9 protein-coding genes are annotated in these 17,220 nt (G+C 64.2%); 1 reads left to right on the forward strand and 8 read right to left on the reverse strand.

Translation table 11 applies throughout. The annotated features are described in order from the left end of the window. The first annotated feature begins 235 nt into the window (after positions 1 to 235). The gene (locus tag AC1AYD_RS08720; RefSeq protein ID WP_476503068.1) at positions 236 to 3,670 is read left to right on the forward strand and encodes a DEAD/DEAH box helicase; all 3,435 of its coding nucleotides are present in this window, start codon (positions 236 to 238) and stop codon (positions 3,668 to 3,670) included. A 78-nt stretch (positions 3,671 to 3,748) separates the two neighbouring features. On the opposite strand, the gene AC1AYD_RS08725 is transcribed toward AC1AYD_RS08720, so the two are convergent. From AC1AYD_RS08725 to lepB, 8 genes are all read right to left on the reverse strand, one after another. Beyond that, complete coding sequence (locus tag AC1AYD_RS08725) at positions 3,749 to 8,452, reverse strand: beta-L-arabinofuranosidase domain-containing protein (protein WP_476503067.1); 4,704 nt, start codon at positions 8,450 to 8,452, stop codon at positions 3,749 to 3,751. A gap of 377 nt (positions 8,453 to 8,829) precedes the next feature. Beyond that, positions 8,830 to 9,384 carry a hypothetical protein gene (locus tag AC1AYD_RS08730; protein ID WP_476503066.1) on the reverse strand — a complete coding sequence of 185 codons (555 nt, stop codon included), beginning with the start codon at positions 9,382 to 9,384 and terminating at the stop codon, positions 8,830 to 8,832. A 636-nt stretch (positions 9,385 to 10,020) separates the two neighbouring features. Further along, positions 10,021 to 11,538: an L-arabinose isomerase gene (araA, locus tag AC1AYD_RS08735; protein ID WP_476503065.1), complete on the reverse strand. Its 1,518-nt coding sequence runs from the start codon at positions 11,536 to 11,538 to the stop codon at positions 10,021 to 10,023. A gap of 168 nt (positions 11,539 to 11,706) precedes the next feature. Then, positions 11,707 to 12,399 carry an L-ribulose-5-phosphate 4-epimerase gene (locus AC1AYD_RS08740; RefSeq protein WP_163196825.1) on the reverse strand — a complete coding sequence of 231 codons (693 nt, stop codon included), beginning with the start codon at positions 12,397 to 12,399 and terminating at the stop codon, positions 11,707 to 11,709. A gap of 87 nt (positions 12,400 to 12,486) precedes the next feature. After that, positions 12,487 to 14,130: a xylulokinase gene (locus AC1AYD_RS08745; RefSeq protein WP_476503064.1), complete on the reverse strand. Its 1,644-nt coding sequence runs from the start codon at positions 14,128 to 14,130 to the stop codon at positions 12,487 to 12,489. Between the two features lie 198 nt (positions 14,131 to 14,328). Further along, entirely contained in the window at positions 14,329 to 15,441 is a 1,113-nt protein-coding gene (locus AC1AYD_RS08750) for a LacI family DNA-binding transcriptional regulator (RefSeq protein WP_476503063.1), read from the reverse strand. A gap of 125 nt (positions 15,442 to 15,566) precedes the next feature. Continuing rightward, entirely contained in the window at positions 15,567 to 16,337 is a 771-nt protein-coding gene (locus AC1AYD_RS08755; protein ID WP_476503062.1) for a ribonuclease HII, read from the reverse strand. Next, entirely contained in the window at positions 16,337 to 17,215 is an 879-nt protein-coding gene (lepB, locus tag AC1AYD_RS08760; RefSeq protein WP_476503061.1) for a signal peptidase I, read from the reverse strand. Before lepB ends, AC1AYD_RS08755 begins: the two co-directional genes overlap by 1 nt. Positions 17,216 to 17,220: the final 5 nt, after the last annotated feature.

Genomic DNA, 17,220 nt, shown 5'->3' on the forward strand with positions numbered 1-17,220 from the left:
AACGCCAAGGAACGCAAGAGCCGAGCGCGACACCTGTACGGCGAGAAGCCTCATCTCATCATGAAGGTCGACTCGCATGCCGTGCTGCGCAGCGCGCATCTCACCGATGAGCCGTCAAGCGAACGCCGTTACGCGGTAAGCCCATCGGCCCAACGACGGTTGCATCTGATGACGGATACGCTCACGGGACCTGGCTCCATCATCGATGACGGATATATGGACCGTATCCTCGATCATGGCGACGATCGCGGCCGGCAACACGCGATCGTCTATCGCGTGCATCGTCCCAGGCCTTCGTCGGGGGGTACGCCCCGCACATGTCATCACGGACTCCGGCGAATGCGACTATGTGCTGCACACCCGCGACGTGGCGGCACGCCGCAGACAGTACAGGGATCGATGGGAACTGCTCCGGAACAGGAACCCCATAACGTGGCTTCCCCACCACAGCTATCAGATCACCGTGGCCATCAACCAGCGGACCGCGTTCAGGACCCTTGTCCGCATACTCTCCACCGCAGCGGGGAATCCGCAGCGATGCGACGGTCATTCGCCGGAGGAAGTGGCGCTGCATGAGCAGACGCCGGACGGCCAGGCCGCATGTCTCACCGTCAGCGTCCGCGATGACGGGATGCTGCTCGATGACTCACTCCACCTGTCGCAATACGCCCGCGCATTAAGCGATCTCATCACCGCCGATTACCAAGGTATGCCGATTCCTCCTGAATCATGGCCCAGGGCAGGAAGTCCCGACCAAGCCGCCGCTCTTCTCTCCGAATGGGAAAAATCCGACGCGGGTGTCCGTTTCCATACCCCCAACGAGTTCATCACGTTCCGAGGCATCGCGAATCTCATAGGTTTTCTCCGAGCCCGACTGCGTTTCGACACCGGCAACGGCATCGATGCGAACGAGGACAGGCAGCCGGACTCTCCGCCGCTTATGGAGTGCCGGATCGTCAGCATCAATCTCAAGAACGGCATATCCCCCCTGTACACCGCGGCGGACTTCATGGACTCCTTCTATCTGCAGGATCTGAACCGGTTGGTCAGTGAGACGGAGAACAACCCGTGGTCGTCGTCACAGCCGCTCGCACGGTACCTGTCCGAGAACCATCCCGACCGCATGGATCTGAATCCGAAGTCGGAGAATGGGCGATCACGCAGCGACCAGGTCATTTTCGACCGTGTACAGCCACGTGATATTCCGCAGGCATGCTGGCCCGCCAATCCGAAGTACACGCTCTCGCTGCACCAGCAGCTTGCCGTGAACGAAATACTCAAGGCTTTTCTGGCGGGAAGCATCCAGCCGCTGCTGGGAGTAAACGGTCCTCCCGGAACCGGCAAGACGACATTGCTGCGCGACGTGATAGCAGCTGTCGTCACGGAACGCGCGAAGAAACTCGCGAAACTCGACAAGGCTGATGATCTGTTCGCCGGCATGGTGTCCGCCGATACAAAATCCAAGTATTGGAGACCGAACGAGGAAATCACTGGATTCGAAATCATCGTGGCTTCCGCCAACAACAAGGCAGTGGAAAACATCAGCCTCGAATTGCCTTCGGTGAAAGGAATCGATTCATACTGGCAGGATGAGATCAACAAGCATTTTGCATCACGCTTCTCCTCCTCGTATGGAGGATTCGCGTTCGGTAAGACCGCAACGGCGATGACGGCGAAGGACAACGATGACGAGACAAACGACTCCGCCGTCGAATCATGGGCGTTGTTCTGCGCGAAATTGGGCAACACCAAGAACATGAATCGCTTCTTCGACGGATTCGATAAGGAATTCGTCACGGGGAGATACATCCGGAACGAGCTGGTCGCCAAAAGCGTGCTCAATCAGGTCGATGACAACCGCATTGACTGGAACCGCGTCTGGTTCCAGGCCAAGCAGTCCTTCGACGACGCACTGAGACGCGAAGAGAACATACGCCACCAACGCCAGAAGGACTACGAGCGGTGGATCGCCGGAATACGCCAACATATAGGCATAGAGCGGGTGGACGCCGAAATCCAGTCGCTGCAGAAGTCGATTAGCGACCAAGAAGACCGGAAGTCTACCATCGAGCGACGGATGGACTCCATCAACGGGTTCATCCGCAATCAGGTACTCGCGGGAAACGAGCTTCTTGCGTCCAAACCATCCTGGCTTCTCGTGTGGAAACGTCTCGCGTGGGACAGAAAGCTACGAGACAACGCCCAGCATATCGACGAGGCAAGGCGCGAATGGGAGAGCTGGCAAAACGAGTGGCGCAACGTCACCCAGGGTATCGAGCGATTGAAGTTCAAGATGGACGAGTCAAAGAATCGGCGGCACGATTTGGAGAAGACGCTCGACGATGAGCTCGGGAATCATCTGGATCCCCTCAAGACCCCCTATCTTGACCGGGAGTGGAATGAGGCACGCACCCGGGTGTTCCTGGAGGCGTTGGCACTGCATCAGACGGCGATCCTCGCGAATCATTCGAGATTCTGGACGAACCTTCGCGGTCTCGAGTCCGGCATCTCATTGTCGGGCGAAAGCCTCCCCGCCGATATGTCCGCATCCCTTTGGCGGACGCTGTTCCTGGTGACTCCGGTCATCTCCACGACATTCGCATCAGTCTCGCGCATGTTCGGTCCGCTTGCCGGCGGCATAGGAGTCGCAGACCAGCAACGGCTGGGATTGGCTCTGATCGACGAAGCCGGTCAGGCACAGCCGCAGTATGCCGCCGGCCTGTTGCAACGCGTGCGTCACTGCGTGGCCGTCGGCGATCCGGTCCAGCTGGAACCGGTGGACACCGTACCGCCGCAAGTCAGACGATTGTTGGCCCGCACCTTCCATGTGACGATCGGCCCTGAATCCTCCAACGTGCAGGAGTGCGCCGACCGGCAGACCCCTTTGGGCCAGTACACGCGACTGGGAGACACCGACCAGTGGATCGGCATGCCGCTCATCGTCCACCGGAGGTGTCTTGATCCCATGTTCACCATCTGCAACGCCATGGCGTACGAAAACCGCATGGTCCAAGGCGCCTCCTCTTCCCGAAAGACACCAGGCACGGATGGACCGCAGCCGTCGGCTGATTCCCTCGAGGAATCCTGCTGGTACGACAGCGCCGCAGCGGCTTCTTCATCGGCCGTCCCCTCCAGACCGACCGACCAATGGCGACCCGACGAAGGCGAACGACTGCATAAACTGCTGCACAGGCTGTTCGTCCGCGGAATGATGCCGCAGGACATTCTGGTCATCTCCCCGTTCAAGGCGGTGGCCAGGAAGGTCAAGCCGATCTATGAGGAGGAAGTACGGCAATACTTCAACGGAGACGACGGACATCCGCATATCGACGATCAGACCGCCACGAATCTGGCGCAGAATCGTTCCGGAACCGTGCACATCAGTCAGGGGCGCGAGGCCGACGTCGTCATTCTCGTACTTGGCAGCCAAGCCGGGAACGCGGGATCGGGCTCACGCCGATGGGTCAACGGCAAACCGAACCTGCTGAACGTCGCCGTGTCCCGAGCGAAAACCCGCCTGTACGTCATAGGCGACCGTGACGACTGGTCCGAGGGAAGATACTCGCATCAGCTCGTCGATGGTTTGCCTCAAGGCACAGACTTGGGACAAGACAATTTGGGACAAGACAATCCGAAGGTCGATCCGGAGACCGGTGAAATCATCGACTAGACGATGGTGTGGGACGACCCTCGTGAGAATCATCCCACACCATACTCGGACCACTATCGGAACCGGCTCAGCCGTCCGTCACTCGCGACGGCGGCGCCGGACGGTCAGGACGGCGAGGCCGGCCATGGCGAGCGTGAGCGTCGCCATGGCGAGGCTGGCGACGGCCGTGCCGGTGCGCGACAGGCCAGCGACCGTGCCGGAACCGTCGGTCTTGCCGGAACCCTTGCCGCCGGTGAGCGTGCCGGCGTCCTGCGTGCCCGCACCCGGCTCGCCCGCGGACGGGGCGGGCTTGAGCGCCTTCCTCGCCTCCTCGAGTTTGGCGAGCGCGTCGTTCACGTCGATCTGCGAGACGGTCTTGTCGTCGTGGACGCTGATCGCGTTCTCGAGCGCGGCGCGGAACGCCTTCCACGTGGCGGGCGTGTAGTCGGACTCCTTGAGCGCGGACGCGCTCTGGATCGCGGCGGCCAGCGCCTCCTTGTTGACCGTGTTGCCTTCGGTTGGATTGACGGTGACCGTGAACGTGGCGGTCTTCGTCGTATCTGACTTGAGCACGATGGTGACGGTCTTCTCGCCGGCGGCCGTGGTGTCGAAACCGGACGGATCGGCCAGCTCGTAGTCGTCGCCGTAGGTCAGCACCTTGACGGTGCCGTCGGAGAGCGTGGCGGTCACTTCGAGGCCGTTGAGGTCCGGACCGGCGTCGCCCACGGTGTAGGTCGTCCTGTCCGGGGCTTTGGTGACTTCGATCTTCTCGATGGTCGCCTCGGGTTGGACGCTCTTCGCCGTGACCGCGGCCATCGCGTTCTTGAGGTCGGCGGTGACCTTGGTGACCTCGGCCTGCGTGGCGTCGGTCTTCTTCAGCAGCTTCCCGGCGGCGTCGATCGCATTCTGCAGCGCGTCCCACGCCTCGTCGGCCTCATAGTCGGCGGCGGCATAGCCCTTGGCTTCGGCGAGCGCCGATTCGAGGGCGGCCGTGTCGACCTTGGCCGTGCCGGCGGCCTTCGTCCAGGTCACCATGCCGGTGGAGTTGCTGTTCTGCACGTAGGTGGTGCCGTCGGAGCGGTTGTTGGTCGCGTAGAACGGGATCGCCTGGATGTCGATGTCCTGCGTCGTGTCGCCGTCCACGTACTTGGCCTTGCCGGTGATGATCATCATGCGGCTGGCGTCCATACCGTCGATGAGCGTGCCCTCGGCGGCCTTGAGCGTGTTCTTCTCGTCGCGCCGGATCTGGATCTTGCGCGGGTCGAAGTTGGCGATGCCGCTGTTGAGCTGCTTGTTGCCGGCCTTCTCCATGGAGAAGACGAGCGGGCCGCGTTCGACGGCGACCTTGCCCTGCTGGTCGGAGACCTTCTCGTTGCCTTCGGTGAGCTTGATCTCCATCGGGAAGTCGAGGGAGACCACGTCGCCCTTGACCCACGTGCGGTCGATGGACACGTAGCCCTTGACGGCGTCGGCCTTGACCTTCTTGCCGTTGACCTTGATGACCGGCGTCTCGTCGCTCTGGCCCTTGAGCCAGCTGGGGATGCGTACCTTGAGGGTGAACTCCTTGGACTGCTCGGGGTTGACGGTCATCTCGACGTTGCCGTCGTTCGGATAGGCGGTCTTCTGGGTGACGCCGACCTTCACGCCGGACACGCTGATGGTGGCCTCGCTGCCGATGTACATGTTGACGAACACGTTGTCGCCGTGCGTCGTGTACATGTATTCGGAGAGGCGTGCGAGCGTGCGCATCAGGTTCGGCGGGCAGCAGGCGCAGGCGAACCAGCTGGAGCGGCCGAGCGTGCCGCCGTTCTTGGTGGGCAGTTCGAGCCTGTTCGCGTAGTAGAAGCGGTCGCCTTCGAGGTTCACGCCGTCGAGGATCGCGTTGTACATGGCGCGTTCGATGACGTCCGCGTACTTGGCGTCCTCGTGCACGAGGTTCATGCGCAGGTTCCAGTTCGCCAGGGCGATGGAGGCGCAGATCTCCGCGTAGGAGTCGTTGCTGGGCAGCTCGTAGTCGGTGCCGAAGTCCTCGCCGTGACTGGCCACGCCGATCGATCCGGTGACGTACATCTTGCGGTTGACGACCGAATCCCACACCTCGTCGAGCGCGTGGAGGTACGAGGTCTCGGTCTCGCCGCCGACGAGCCTGGCCACGTCGGTCGCGCCCGCGTACAGGTAGTTGGCGCGCACGGCGTGTCCGACGGCGTTGGTCTCCTCGGTGAACGGCAGCGCATCCTGCGAGTATTCGTAGCCGTCGTACTGGCTGTCGCGCAGCTTCGGATCCTCGCCGCGGCGGTCGATGAGCGTCTTGGCGGTCTGGACGTACTTGTCGCCGGAGACCTCGCCCTCATGCTGTTCGACGAGTTCGGAGAACTTGGCGAGCGCGAGCTCGATCTCCTCGTGTCCGGGGACCTCGTGGCGGGTGCCGTTCGGCCCGAACAGGTTCACGATCTCGTCCGCGTATCGCTTGGCGGCCACGTACAGGCTGTAGTCGGGGTCGCCGATGCCCTCGCGGTAGCGGGTGTATGCGACGGCCGACTCGATGAAGTGGCCGGCGTTGTACATCTCGTGGTTGTTGAAGTTGCGCCAGCGGTGGGTGCCGGGGGCGCGGCCGCCGGAGTAGCTGGAGGAGCGCAGCGTGAAGTGCGTGTTGATGTAGCCGTCCGCGTACTGCACCTTCTGGATGAGGTCCACCCATTCGGCGAGCTTCTTCTCGAGGCGCGCCTTGTGCTCGAGCACGGTCGGGTCGGTCTCGTCCTTCATCGCGGCGAGCGTGTAGCTGATCGCCTCGAGGGACTTGTAGATGTCGGAGTCCTGGAACACGAAGCCCTGGAACGCCGAGTACTCCTCGCCGTTGAGCTTCTTGACGGCGTTCTCGAAGTTCGGCTCGCCGCCGGACGCCTCCTCGATGTGCCCGATGGACACCTCGAGGGACTTCATCATGTTGACCTTCTGCTTCGGTGACCAGAAGTCGTCGGTGAGGGTCACGTTCTCGAAGGTGACGGACTTGTTCGCCGTGGAGGCGGCGACCTTGCTGTTCACGGCGATCTCCGCCTCGGCGGGGAATGCGACGCCGTTGACGGACACGGTGCCGGTCACGGTGAACGTCTTGCCGACCTGGTCGGCCGCGTACTTGGCCGGATCGACCTTGTCCCAGGTGACGGGCATGAGCTTCGAGTCGAAGGTCTCGCCGAAGTCGTAGGAGACGGTCTTCTGTCCGGTGTTGTGCGTGGAGGGTGTCGGATCGTCGAACTGGATGCCGTTGACGACGACGCTGTTCGGCAGGATCGGCGCAGTGCCGGCCACGGTGGACGTCTTGTACGTGTCGACGCCGGTGACCTCCTCGACGGCGACGGAGGCGGTCGCCGTGCGCGTCTCGCCGCTGGTCTTGTCGGTCATGGCGACCTTGACGGTCCCCTCGCCCTTCTTCGCGCCGGCGACGGTCACGGTGGCCCCGGTCCTGTCGCCGACGATCGAGAGGGCGTCGCCTTCCGTGCTCCACTGGTAGGTGAAGTCGCCCGCGTAGCCGGTGGGCAGCGGGGAGGCGGTGTAGGTGGCGTTCTCGCCGTTGACGATCTTCGCCTTGCCGGTCACCTTCGCGGTGACGAACTCGTCGGTGACGGTCTCGCCGTACACCTGCCATTCGCCGATGCCGACGCCGGTCTGGCCGCTGCCGTCACGGTCGACGAGCATGCGGATCCTCGTGGTCTTGATCGGGTGCTTCGCGTCGATGGCGACGCCGTTCCACGTGCGGTTGTCGCCGTTGTACTTGCCGTCGGCGTGGTCGACTCCGACCGTGTCGACGGTCTTGCCGTCCTTGTCGAGCATGCCGGTGACGTCCGCCCACTTGCCGGTGGCGTGGTTCCAGTACTGGAGCCTGGCGCTCTTCGGATACTTGACGCCGCCGCCGTCGGCCCACCACATGACCTGCATGCTGCGGATGTTCCTCGGTTCGCTCCACGTGAGTTCGATGGGCTGCGGGTATTCGAGGTCGCCCTCGCTCTTCCACGTGTTCCACGAGGTGTCGCTCTTGCCGGCGAGGTTCATGTCGTTGACGTTGGCCGTATTGGTGCCGGAGTTCGTGTAGTCGGCGGAGACGACGCCCTCGGGCGCGATGTTCTTGCCTTGGGCGATACCGGGCTGGAAGTCCTCGCCCTGCGCGCCGTACACCTCCCATTCGCTGATGCCCACGCCGTTCTTGCCGCTGCCGTTGCGTTCGACCTTCATGCGGATCTGCGTGGTGGTCACGTCGGCGGCGAACAGCACCTCGTTCCAGTACTTGTTGGCGCCGTTGAGGCCGTTGCCGTCGGAAGTGTCGTATTTGACGCCCATCTGGTCGGTGGCCTTGCCGTCCTCGTCGGTCATGCCGGTGAGCTGCTTCCATTCGCCGGTGGTGTCGTCGAGGTATTCGATGGTCGCGGATTTCGGGAAGGTGACGTTGTCGGTGGCCGTGATGTCGTTGTTGTCGGCCCACCAGATGACGCGTGATCCGGACAGCTGCTGCGGAGTGTCCCATTTGAGCCACACCTTGGTCGGGTATTCGACGCCGCCCTGCGACCACGTGTTCCACGAGGTCGAGGCCGAGCCGGCCAGGTAGCCGTTGTTCACGTTGGATACGGGCGTGTTCTCCTTGTCCGCGCCTGCCTTGGCGTAGAGGGCGAGATTGACGAGCCTCTTGCCGGCCCAGCCGACCGCCGCCTGCGCGGGCAGCGCGGTGACGAGCATGGCGAGGGCCGCCAATACGCCGATCGCCGCGCGGAACGCACGGCTCTTCAGCGTATGGTTTCGGATGTGATCGAGCACATTCTCTCCTTACATGGTGACTGCACGGTACGGGCCCGAACGCCGTGTGGGTCTGCTGTCCGCCGTGCCGTCGGCTTCTTCCTCGTGAGCGTTTACAGGGCTTGTCTCCATTGACTGTGAACATTGACTGTGAACGCTCTCGAACCGATTGGTCTCAAGTTTATAACGATAAGAGCGATACCACTTGAGGAAAAGGCTTTCACCGCGTGTCGCCATTGACAACGGCACGGCTCATGTTCACAAGTGTTCGCCCACGTTGATTCGCACATCTCCCACGCGCGTTTTTGTGCGGATGACGCACACGTTTCACGCCCGCTCCTGCGGCAGCAGGTAGAGGTCGTCATCGTCCGTCGCCATTGCATCGGCAACCGTCACCATCACCTCGTCCTCCGTATGCCCTGTTCCTCCAGTTCGTGGATGACGCGCCATGGGGCATCCAATTCGTTGGCATGCATGCGGATGACCGATAGTCCCTGCCGCTCCAGGCAATACTGCCGACGACGCTCATCGTCGACGACCTCGCGAATCGCCCTGCCGGAGGTCATGTCCGGATCGACGTACTTCCGCGTTCCATCGAATTCCAATGCCACCTGCCCATCGCCCGACGTCCTCCAGAGAAAATCGACGCGATGGCAGCGATTCGGGCGGTCCAGACAGGGAAATTCGACCTGGATATCGTCCGGAGGACAGCCCATGTCATGCAGCATGCCCCGCGCCGACGATTCACCGCCGTTCTCGCTGCGCGCGTCCGCCAGATCGAACGCCCGCATGACGGTTTGGCGATGGCGGGAATACTTCACCGACGACGGATAGGCGAGCAGGACATCCTTGTCGACGGAGCCGGAACGCACCGACGAGTCGATGGGGGCCAACGAATATCTCAGGCTCAAGGTGGCGGCGCAGTCGAACAGGGTACGCAGCAAGCCCGTCACCTTCACTCCTTCCACCTCCACGACCTCGGGATCGGAGATGACGTGCCGTTCCAACCGATTGGTATTGCGGTAGTGCGTGCCAGGAGCGCCCACGACATACAACGGCCACGCCAGACGATAGGAGCCCGATGCATGACGGCTGCGGTGGGTCCGCCGAACACCCAATCAGGATGCCGTTTGGCCAATGCCCGGACGATGTGCCGGATTCGTTCGTAACGGTCGAGGGAATTCCAATAATCGACCTGCGCATATAGTCCGCGGAAAGGCTTCACGATGGTGCCGGAACGCATGCGACGCTGAATCGCCTTGAATTCGGTGTCCGTGGGAGCCACGACGCAACGCTTCTCCCGACGCGCTTCGGCGAACAGCGCATCAACCGCATGATGCCTTACCATGTCCCCATTGTAGAAGGGCCTGGCATCGCGAATCTCAGGGACGAAACCCCCGTTATCCGAGATTTACAGCACCAAACACCCGTTTTGATGGGGTTGTTCCGGGCATTTGACGCTGTGAATCGGGGATAACGGGGGTTTGGTACAGGGAGGGAAGAAGGAGGGGGAACGACAAGGGCCCATCCCGGGTGGGATGGGCCCTGATCTACCGATCAGTCAGCGGGAACGAACGTCCCACCTCTAATCAGTGACGGTTGTCGAGACGGTGGTACATCTCGGACAGCTGCAGTTCCTTCTCGAACTGGCGGGCGGTCGTCTTGTCGTCGATGACGGCGAGCTCGACGCCGGCGATGCGGGCGAAGTCCTCCCAGGCCTCACGACCGACGGAGGTGGTCATGCAGGTGTGGTGGGAGCCGCCGGCGGTGATCCAGCACTGGACGGCGGTCTTCAGATCCGGCTGCGGCTTCCAGACGGCGCGGGCGCACGGAAGCTCCTTGAGGGAGCCCTGCGGCTCGACGACGTCGACGACGTCCATGAGCAGGCGGAAGCGCTCGCGCTCGTCGGCCATGGAGACGACGACGGCGTCCTTCTTCGGCTTGCCGGAGAAGACCAGGCGGACCGGGTCGGCCTTGCCGCCGATGCCGAGCGGGTGGATCTCCAGCTTCGGCTTGGCGATGGTGCCGATGGCCGGGGAGACCTCGAGCATGTGGGAGCCCATGTCGAGCTCGTTGCCCTCGGTGAAGTTGTAGGAGTAGTCCTCCATGAGGGAGGCGCCACCCTCGAGGCCGTAGCCCATGACGGCGCCGATGCGCACGAGGACGGCGGTCTTCCAGTCGCCTTCGGCGGAGAAGCCCCAGCCGTACTCGGACGGGAAGCGCTGCGGGCCGACACCCGGCAGCTGCGGCAGGGCACCGAGGTCCTCGAAGTTGTCGACGCCGGCGGTGCAGCCGTTGGCGCGCATCATGTTGACCATCGCGGCCTCTTCCTTGGCGGCGATGAACAGGGAGTCGTACTTGGCGTCCAGCAGGGCCGGATCGACGTCGTACTTGGCCTTGTAGTCCTCGATGATCTCCTTGACCTGGTCGTCCTTGACGGCGTCGTACGCGGCGACGAGCTCGTTGACGGCCCAAGTGTTGATGGAGGCGCCGAAGACGCGCTCGGCCTCGGTCTTGTCGCCTTCGGTGACGGCGACGTTACGCATATTGTCGCCCCAGCGCATGACCTTCATGTTGTTGGAGGCGTCCCAGCCGGCGCAGGCGCGGGCCCAGGTGCCGACCTTCTCGGCGACCTCCGGGTCGGTGTAGTGGCCGACGACGATCTTGCGCGGGATGCCGAGGCGGGAGACGATGTAACCGAACTCACGGTCGCCGTGGGCGGCCTGGTTCAGGTTCATGAAGTCCATGTCGATGGTCTCCCACGGAATCTCCTTGTGGTGCTGGGTGGCCAGCTGCAGCAGCGGCTTGGTCAGCACTTCGAGGCCGCGGATCCACATCTTGGCCGGGGAGAAGGTGTGGCACCAGGTGATGACGCCGATGACGTTCGGGTTGGCGGAGGCTTCGACCATGAACTGCTTGACGCCGTCGGAGGACTTCAGGGTCGGCTTGAGGACGATCTTGGCCGGAATCTTGCCGGTCTTGTTCAGGTAGTCGACCATTTCGGCGGAGTGCGCGGCGACCTGGCGCAGCGCCTCCTCGCCGTACAGGTCCTGCGAGCCGACGCCGAACCAGATTTCCTTGCCCTCGAAGGGGTTCTCCATAACCATGGGTTACTTCCTTTACTTCGTTGTGATGGATGGAATCACATCTCGGGTCCCGCCTCCAGGACGGGGCCCAAAGTCTTTTGCTGTTGTGTTGTCGGGGTCTCTTGTGGGGTCTCTCCCCCACCCGGCTTCGCCGGGAGCCCCCTCGTCAGAGGGGGCCAAGGGAAAGCCTCAGTGCTGACCGTAGACGTTCTGGTAGCGATCGTTCAGCTTGTCGATGTCGGCCTGGTCGATCTCGATGATGTCGCCGAGCTGACGGGCGGCCCACATGGTGTGCGCGACCTCCTCGGTCATGGCGGCGGCCTTGACGGCGCCCTCAGCATCCTTGCCGATCGTGAACGGGCCGTGGTTCTGCATGAGGACGGCCGGGGACTTCGGGTACTTCTTGAGGGTCTCGACGACGCCCTTGCCGATGGCCTCGGAGCCGATGAGGCGGAACGGGCCGACCGGCACGGGGCCGCCGAACTCGTCGCCCATCATGGTCAGGCCGCACGGGATGTTCTGGCCGGTGGCCGCCCAGGCGGTGGCGTAGGTGGAGTGCGTGTGCACGACGCCGTAGACGTCGGGCATGTTGCGGTAGATGTAGGCGTGGGAGGCGGTGTCGGAGGACGGGGCTTCGGAGCCGTCGACCACGTTGCCTTCGAGGTCGCACACGACCATCGAGTTCGGGGTCAGGTTCTCGTAGCGCACGCCGGACGGCTTGATGACCATGAGGTCGGCGGTGTGCAGGCGCTGGGACACGTTGCCGGCGGTCCACACGACCAGGTTCCACTTGATCAGCTGCTGGTGCAGGTTGGACACGACCTCGCGCACCTGCTTGACTTCGGCGCGGACCTCGGGACCGTAATCAGCCAGAGTTGCCATTGTTGGTTTCCTTTCGTTTGTTCTGACGTCTATGGGCTCCCTCCGGAGAGGGAGCCGAAGTCTCATGGATATATGGGGGTTATGGGGTTACTTGTCCTCGAGGTCGATGCTCTCGATGGCGGTGTGCTCGATGGGCAGGCCCTTGCTGAAGCGCTCGAAGAAGTCCTCGAAGCCGACGACGTCGCCCGCATAGGGCGCCTCGGTGGTGGACTGGGCGTCCTTGAAGACGCAGCCGTCGAGGTAGTCGGCGAGGTTGTCGTGCGCCTCGTCGGTGTGCCACAGGTAGTCGGCGAGCACGGCCATACCCCAAGCGCCGCCTTCGGCCGCGGTGGACATGACCTTGATCGGCGTGTTGAACGCGGCGGCGAGGATCTTCTGGGCCACCTTCGGGGTGGTGAAGATGCCGCCGTGGCCGACGAGGGAGTCGATCTGGACGTGCTCCTGCTTGGTCATGACGTCCATGCCGATCTTGACCGGGGAGAACGCGGAGAACAGCTGGGCGCGCATGAAGTTGCCGAGGGTCATGTTGGCCTCGGGGCTGCGGGCGAACAGCGGGCGGCCTTCCGGCAGGCCGGCGAGGAATTCGCCGGAGCGGAACGGGTAGTTGAGCAGGCCTCCACAGTTGGCGTCGACGTCGTCGGCGATGGCGGCGCGGAACAGCGTGCCGTACAGGGTGCCGGCGTCGACCGGGTTGCCGATGGCCTTGGCGAACTGGCCGAACAGGCCGACCCACGCGTTGAGGTCGGAGGTGAAGTTGTTGGCGTGGCTCATGCCCGCGAGGTCGCCGGCCGGGGTGGTGACGAGGTCGACTTCCGGGTGGAGGGCCTTGAGCTTGTGTTCGAGCACGACCATCGCGAAGATGGAGGTGCCGGCGGAGACGTTGCCGGTGCGCACGCGCACGGAGTTGGTGGCGACCATGCCGGTGCCGGCGTCGCCTTCCGGCGGGGCGAGCACGACGCCGGGCTCGAGGGCGCCGGACGGGTCGAGCAGCTTGGCGCCTTCGGCGGTGAGCTCGCCGGCCGGGGTACCGGCGACGAGCGGCTTCGGCAGGAGGTCGGTGAGCTTCCACGGCTGGGCGGCGACTTCGGGCAGCGCGTTGAACTTCTCGATGAACTCGGTCTCGTAGTCGTGGGTGGTCGGGTCGATCGGGAACATGCCGGAGGCGTCGCCGACACCGAGGACCTTCTTGCCGGTGAGCTTCCAGTGGACGTAGCCGGCGAGCGTGGTGAAGTACGCGACCTTGGAGACGTGCTCCTCCTTGTTGAGCACGGCCTGGTAGAGGTGGGCGATGGACCAGCGCTCGGGGATGTTGTACTGGAACAGCTCGGAGAGCTTCTTGTGGGCCTCGGAGGTGTTGGTGTTCTGCCAGGTGCGGAACGGCACGAGCAGTTCGCCGTCCTTGTCGAAGGCGAGGTAGCCGTGCATCATGGCGGAGAAGCCGATGTGGCCGATGTGGGTGAGGGTCTCGCCGTAGGCGGTCTTCACGTCGTTGGCCATCGAGGCGTAGGCGGTCTGCAGGCCCTTCCAGATCTCCTCCTTGGAGTAGCTCCACAGGCCGTCCTCCAGATGGGAGGCCCAGCCGTAGTCACCGGAGGCGATGGTCTTGTATTCGTCGTCGATCAGGACCGCCTTGATGCGCGTGGAACCGAATTCGATGCCCAGCGAGGTCTTGCCGGCGCGAATCTTCTCCGCGATCGTGGCGACCTGCTCGGAGGCGTTCGTTGCTGCCATTCTGTGGACTCCTTCTGACCGGCCGGCCAGCACCGCCCGATCGTCGTTCCTTGGGCGCTTACCGCACCCCTTCCTTGGGTGGCCGTTAACGCTCACAATTTCCGTATTCATTGTAACGGCCTTCAGGCCGTATCACAACCCCGACGTGCCATGAAAGATAACGGTTTGATAACAGGTCATCGACACGTCTGATACCCCCTACACGCGAGGCACCGGTCCGAGCGAGATGCGGTCGCGCACCGCGGCCGGCACCAGGCCCACGCCATGCTGCGAGTTCGGCAGCGAGGGCTCCTGGCCTTCGCCGAGCAGACGCAGCACCTCGCGCATGGCGGCCGTGCCGAGTCCCTCGAAGTCGGGGCGCACGGTCGTCAGCGGCGGGAAGAGGTTGTCCATGCCGGTCATATCGTCGAAGCCGACGAGGCTCACGTCCTGCGGGATGCGCAGGCCATGCTCCTGGATCGCGCGCGCCACGCCCACCGCCTGCGCGTCGTTCGCGGCGACGACCACGGTCGGCAGCTTCGCGCCGGTCACGCCGGCCGTGTCGATGAGACGGTTCATCTTCGCGTACGCCTCGCCGGAATCCCACGTCTCGCAACGCATCACCTGAGTCTGGATCGACTCCGCGCCGGACAGCGTCTCCCACGCGGCCAGTCGCGTCGCCGCGTCACGCCAGTCGTGGGGACCCGCGAGATAGAGGACGCGACGATGCCCCGCGGACTTGACCAGGCGCATCACGTCGGCCATCGCGCCCCACTGGTCGATGCCGACGAACGACGTGCGCTCCAGATCCTCGGCGGGGATCAGCGAACGCGCCTCGCGCATGCTCATGCCGCCGTGCGTCGAGGTGACGATGACGCGCGGCTGGCTGACGCGCGCGCGGCAGGCGACGTCAAGCATCACGTCGGTGGGGGTCAGGAAGATGAACGCGTCGACGTTCTGCTCGTTGAACGTGTCGATGAGGTCGTCGAACTCGGCCTGCGTGCACAGCGCCTCGTGCACCATCATCACGCTCATGAACAGGCCGTGCCCGCGCGCGATCGACTCAATGGACGAGATCGCGGAGATCGGACCGAAGAACTTAAGGCCGCCGGCGATGAGGCCGATGGTGCGCGACCGGCTGGAGGCCAGGGCGCGCGCCGAGTTGGAGGGACGGTACCCGAGCTCGCGGATCGCCGCCTTGACGCGCGCACGCGTGGCGTCGGAGACGTCCGGGGAGTTGTTGATGACGCGGGAGACGGTCTGGTGACTCACTCCCGCGAGTTTCGCCACCTCGAACATCGATGGCCTTTTGTTGGCGCGGCGAGCAGACATAACCTCTTCTCCTTTCGCGCGGCACTGCACTGACTTACGCAGTGTAGCGCGAAAACCACCGCGACACGTGAACGTTCACACGCCGGTTTTCCCGTGTCGCGCGTGTCGCATGTGTCGCACGCCGGTCACACGAGCTTCCAGGAGACGCGGTGCAGGTCGCACGGGCCCTGCGCGGCGATGGCGGCCTTGTGCGCCGCCGTGCCGTAGCCCTTATTGCTCCCCCACTGGTACGCCGCGTATTCCGGGCGTTCGGCGAGACGCTCCATGAGCCGGTCTCGCGTCACCTTCGCGATGACGGCGGCCGTCGCAACGGTCGCGCAGGAACGATCGCCCTTCACCTTGGTCGTCACGTCGGCGGGCACGGGCACGTCGGGCGCGTCGAACGTGTCGAGCGCCTTGGTGATGTAGTCGTACGGACCGTCGAGGATCGCGCCGACGCGCACGCGCCGCTCCCCCGCGGCGCCCGGCGCGCCGAGTCCCAGCTTCGATTCCGCCTCGGCGAGCGCGCGCAACGCGGCTATGCCGAGTGCGTGGCCGATGCCCCACTCGTCGATCTCCGCGTTGCTCGCCGCGCCGACCGCCCACGCGGCGGCCCAGCCGGTGAGCTCGTCGTAGATGGCCTCGCGGCGGCGTTCGGTGAGCAGCTTGGAGTCGGCGACGCCGGCGGGCACGGCGAGGCCGGAGCCGTCGCTGGAGCCGTCGCCGGAGACATCGCCGGTTCCGGCGACATCGCCGCCGTCCGCCGTCTTCCCCATCAGATCGCGCGCGCGGATGATGGCGCAGCCGACCATCGCCGGGCCGGCGAGCGCACCGCGTCCCACCTCGTCGAAGCCGGCGATGAGGTCGAATCCGCGGGAGGCGAGCTCACGTTCGAGGTCGAGCGTCGGCGTGATCATCAGTTGCCCAGACCGTCATTCGCGTGCTTCGGGTCGATGGTCGTCACGCTCGACTCGGACGTGACGCCGGACGTACCGGCGGTCGTGCCGGACGTATCCGACGTGGCCGAGACGCTCGCGTCCGGCACGTCGGCGAACACCTCGTGGTGCGCGTCGAGCGAGCCGAGACGGCTCAGCGGCCAATAGCGGCACAGGCCCACGCCGACCACGTCGGCGATGGGGACGAGACCGTGGTCGCCGTCGTCCTGATGGTAGCGGGAGTCGGCGGAGTTGGCGCGGTTGTCGCCCATGACGAAGACATGTCCGGCGGTGACGGTCACGCTGAACGGGAAGGCGCTCGGCTGCACGCCGTCCTTGAGATACGCGGTCTCGGTGATGGCGACGCCGTTCACCTTGATCGGCTGGCCGGCGCCCTCGCAGGTGACGGTGTCGCCGGGAAGACCGATGACGCGCTTGATGAGATAGTCGCCGGCGAGCGGGCTCGTGGTCTGCTCGTTGGCGAGCCAGCCGGCCGGATCGTGGAAGACGACCACGTCGCCGCGCTTCAGGCCGACCGTCTTCGGTGCGGGCTTGAAGGTGATGACGCGGTCGCCGGGTTCGATGGTGCTTTCCATCGACCGGGTGGGGATCTCGTAGAAGCCGACGAGGAACACGCGGATGAGGATCACGACGAGGATCGGGATGCCGCACCAGATGAGTGTGTCGCGCCAGGAGAAGCGGTCGTCGCGACGGGTCCGCTTCGGGTCCGCCGGCGTCGCGGCCGTGGCCCGTGCGGGCGATGCCGACGATTCCGGCGTCTCCGGCATGACGGCCGGATCGACGCCGTGGTCGGCCACCAGGACGGTGTGACGGTCGCGCTCATCGTTGTCGTATGGCATGTGCC

Source organism: Bifidobacterium sp. LH_426 (genome assembly GCF_056356875.1).

Coding starts and splice junctions, on each gene's coding strand:
- lepB (WP_476503061.1), bottom strand. CDS start 17,215: ATGCCATACGACAACGATGAGCGCGACCGTCACACCGTCCTGGTGGCC.
- AC1AYD_RS08720 (WP_476503068.1), top strand. CDS start 236: ATGGCGACGATCGCGGCCGGCAACACGCGATCGTCTATCGCGTGCATC.
- AC1AYD_RS08745 (WP_476503064.1), bottom strand. CDS start 14,130: ATGGCAGCAACGAACGCCTCCGAGCAGGTCGCCACGATCGCGGAGAAG.
- AC1AYD_RS08755 (WP_476503062.1), bottom strand. CDS start 16,337: ATGATCACGCCGACGCTCGACCTCGAACGTGAGCTCGCCTCCCGCGGA.
- AC1AYD_RS08750 (WP_476503063.1), bottom strand. CDS start 15,441: ATGTCTGCTCGCCGCGCCAACAAAAGGCCATCGATGTTCGAGGTGGCG.
- araA (WP_476503065.1), bottom strand. CDS start 11,538: ATGGTTATGGAGAACCCCTTCGAGGGCAAGGAAATCTGGTTCGGCGTC.
- AC1AYD_RS08740 (WP_163196825.1), bottom strand. CDS start 12,399: ATGGCAACTCTGGCTGATTACGGTCCCGAGGTCCGCGCCGAAGTCAAG.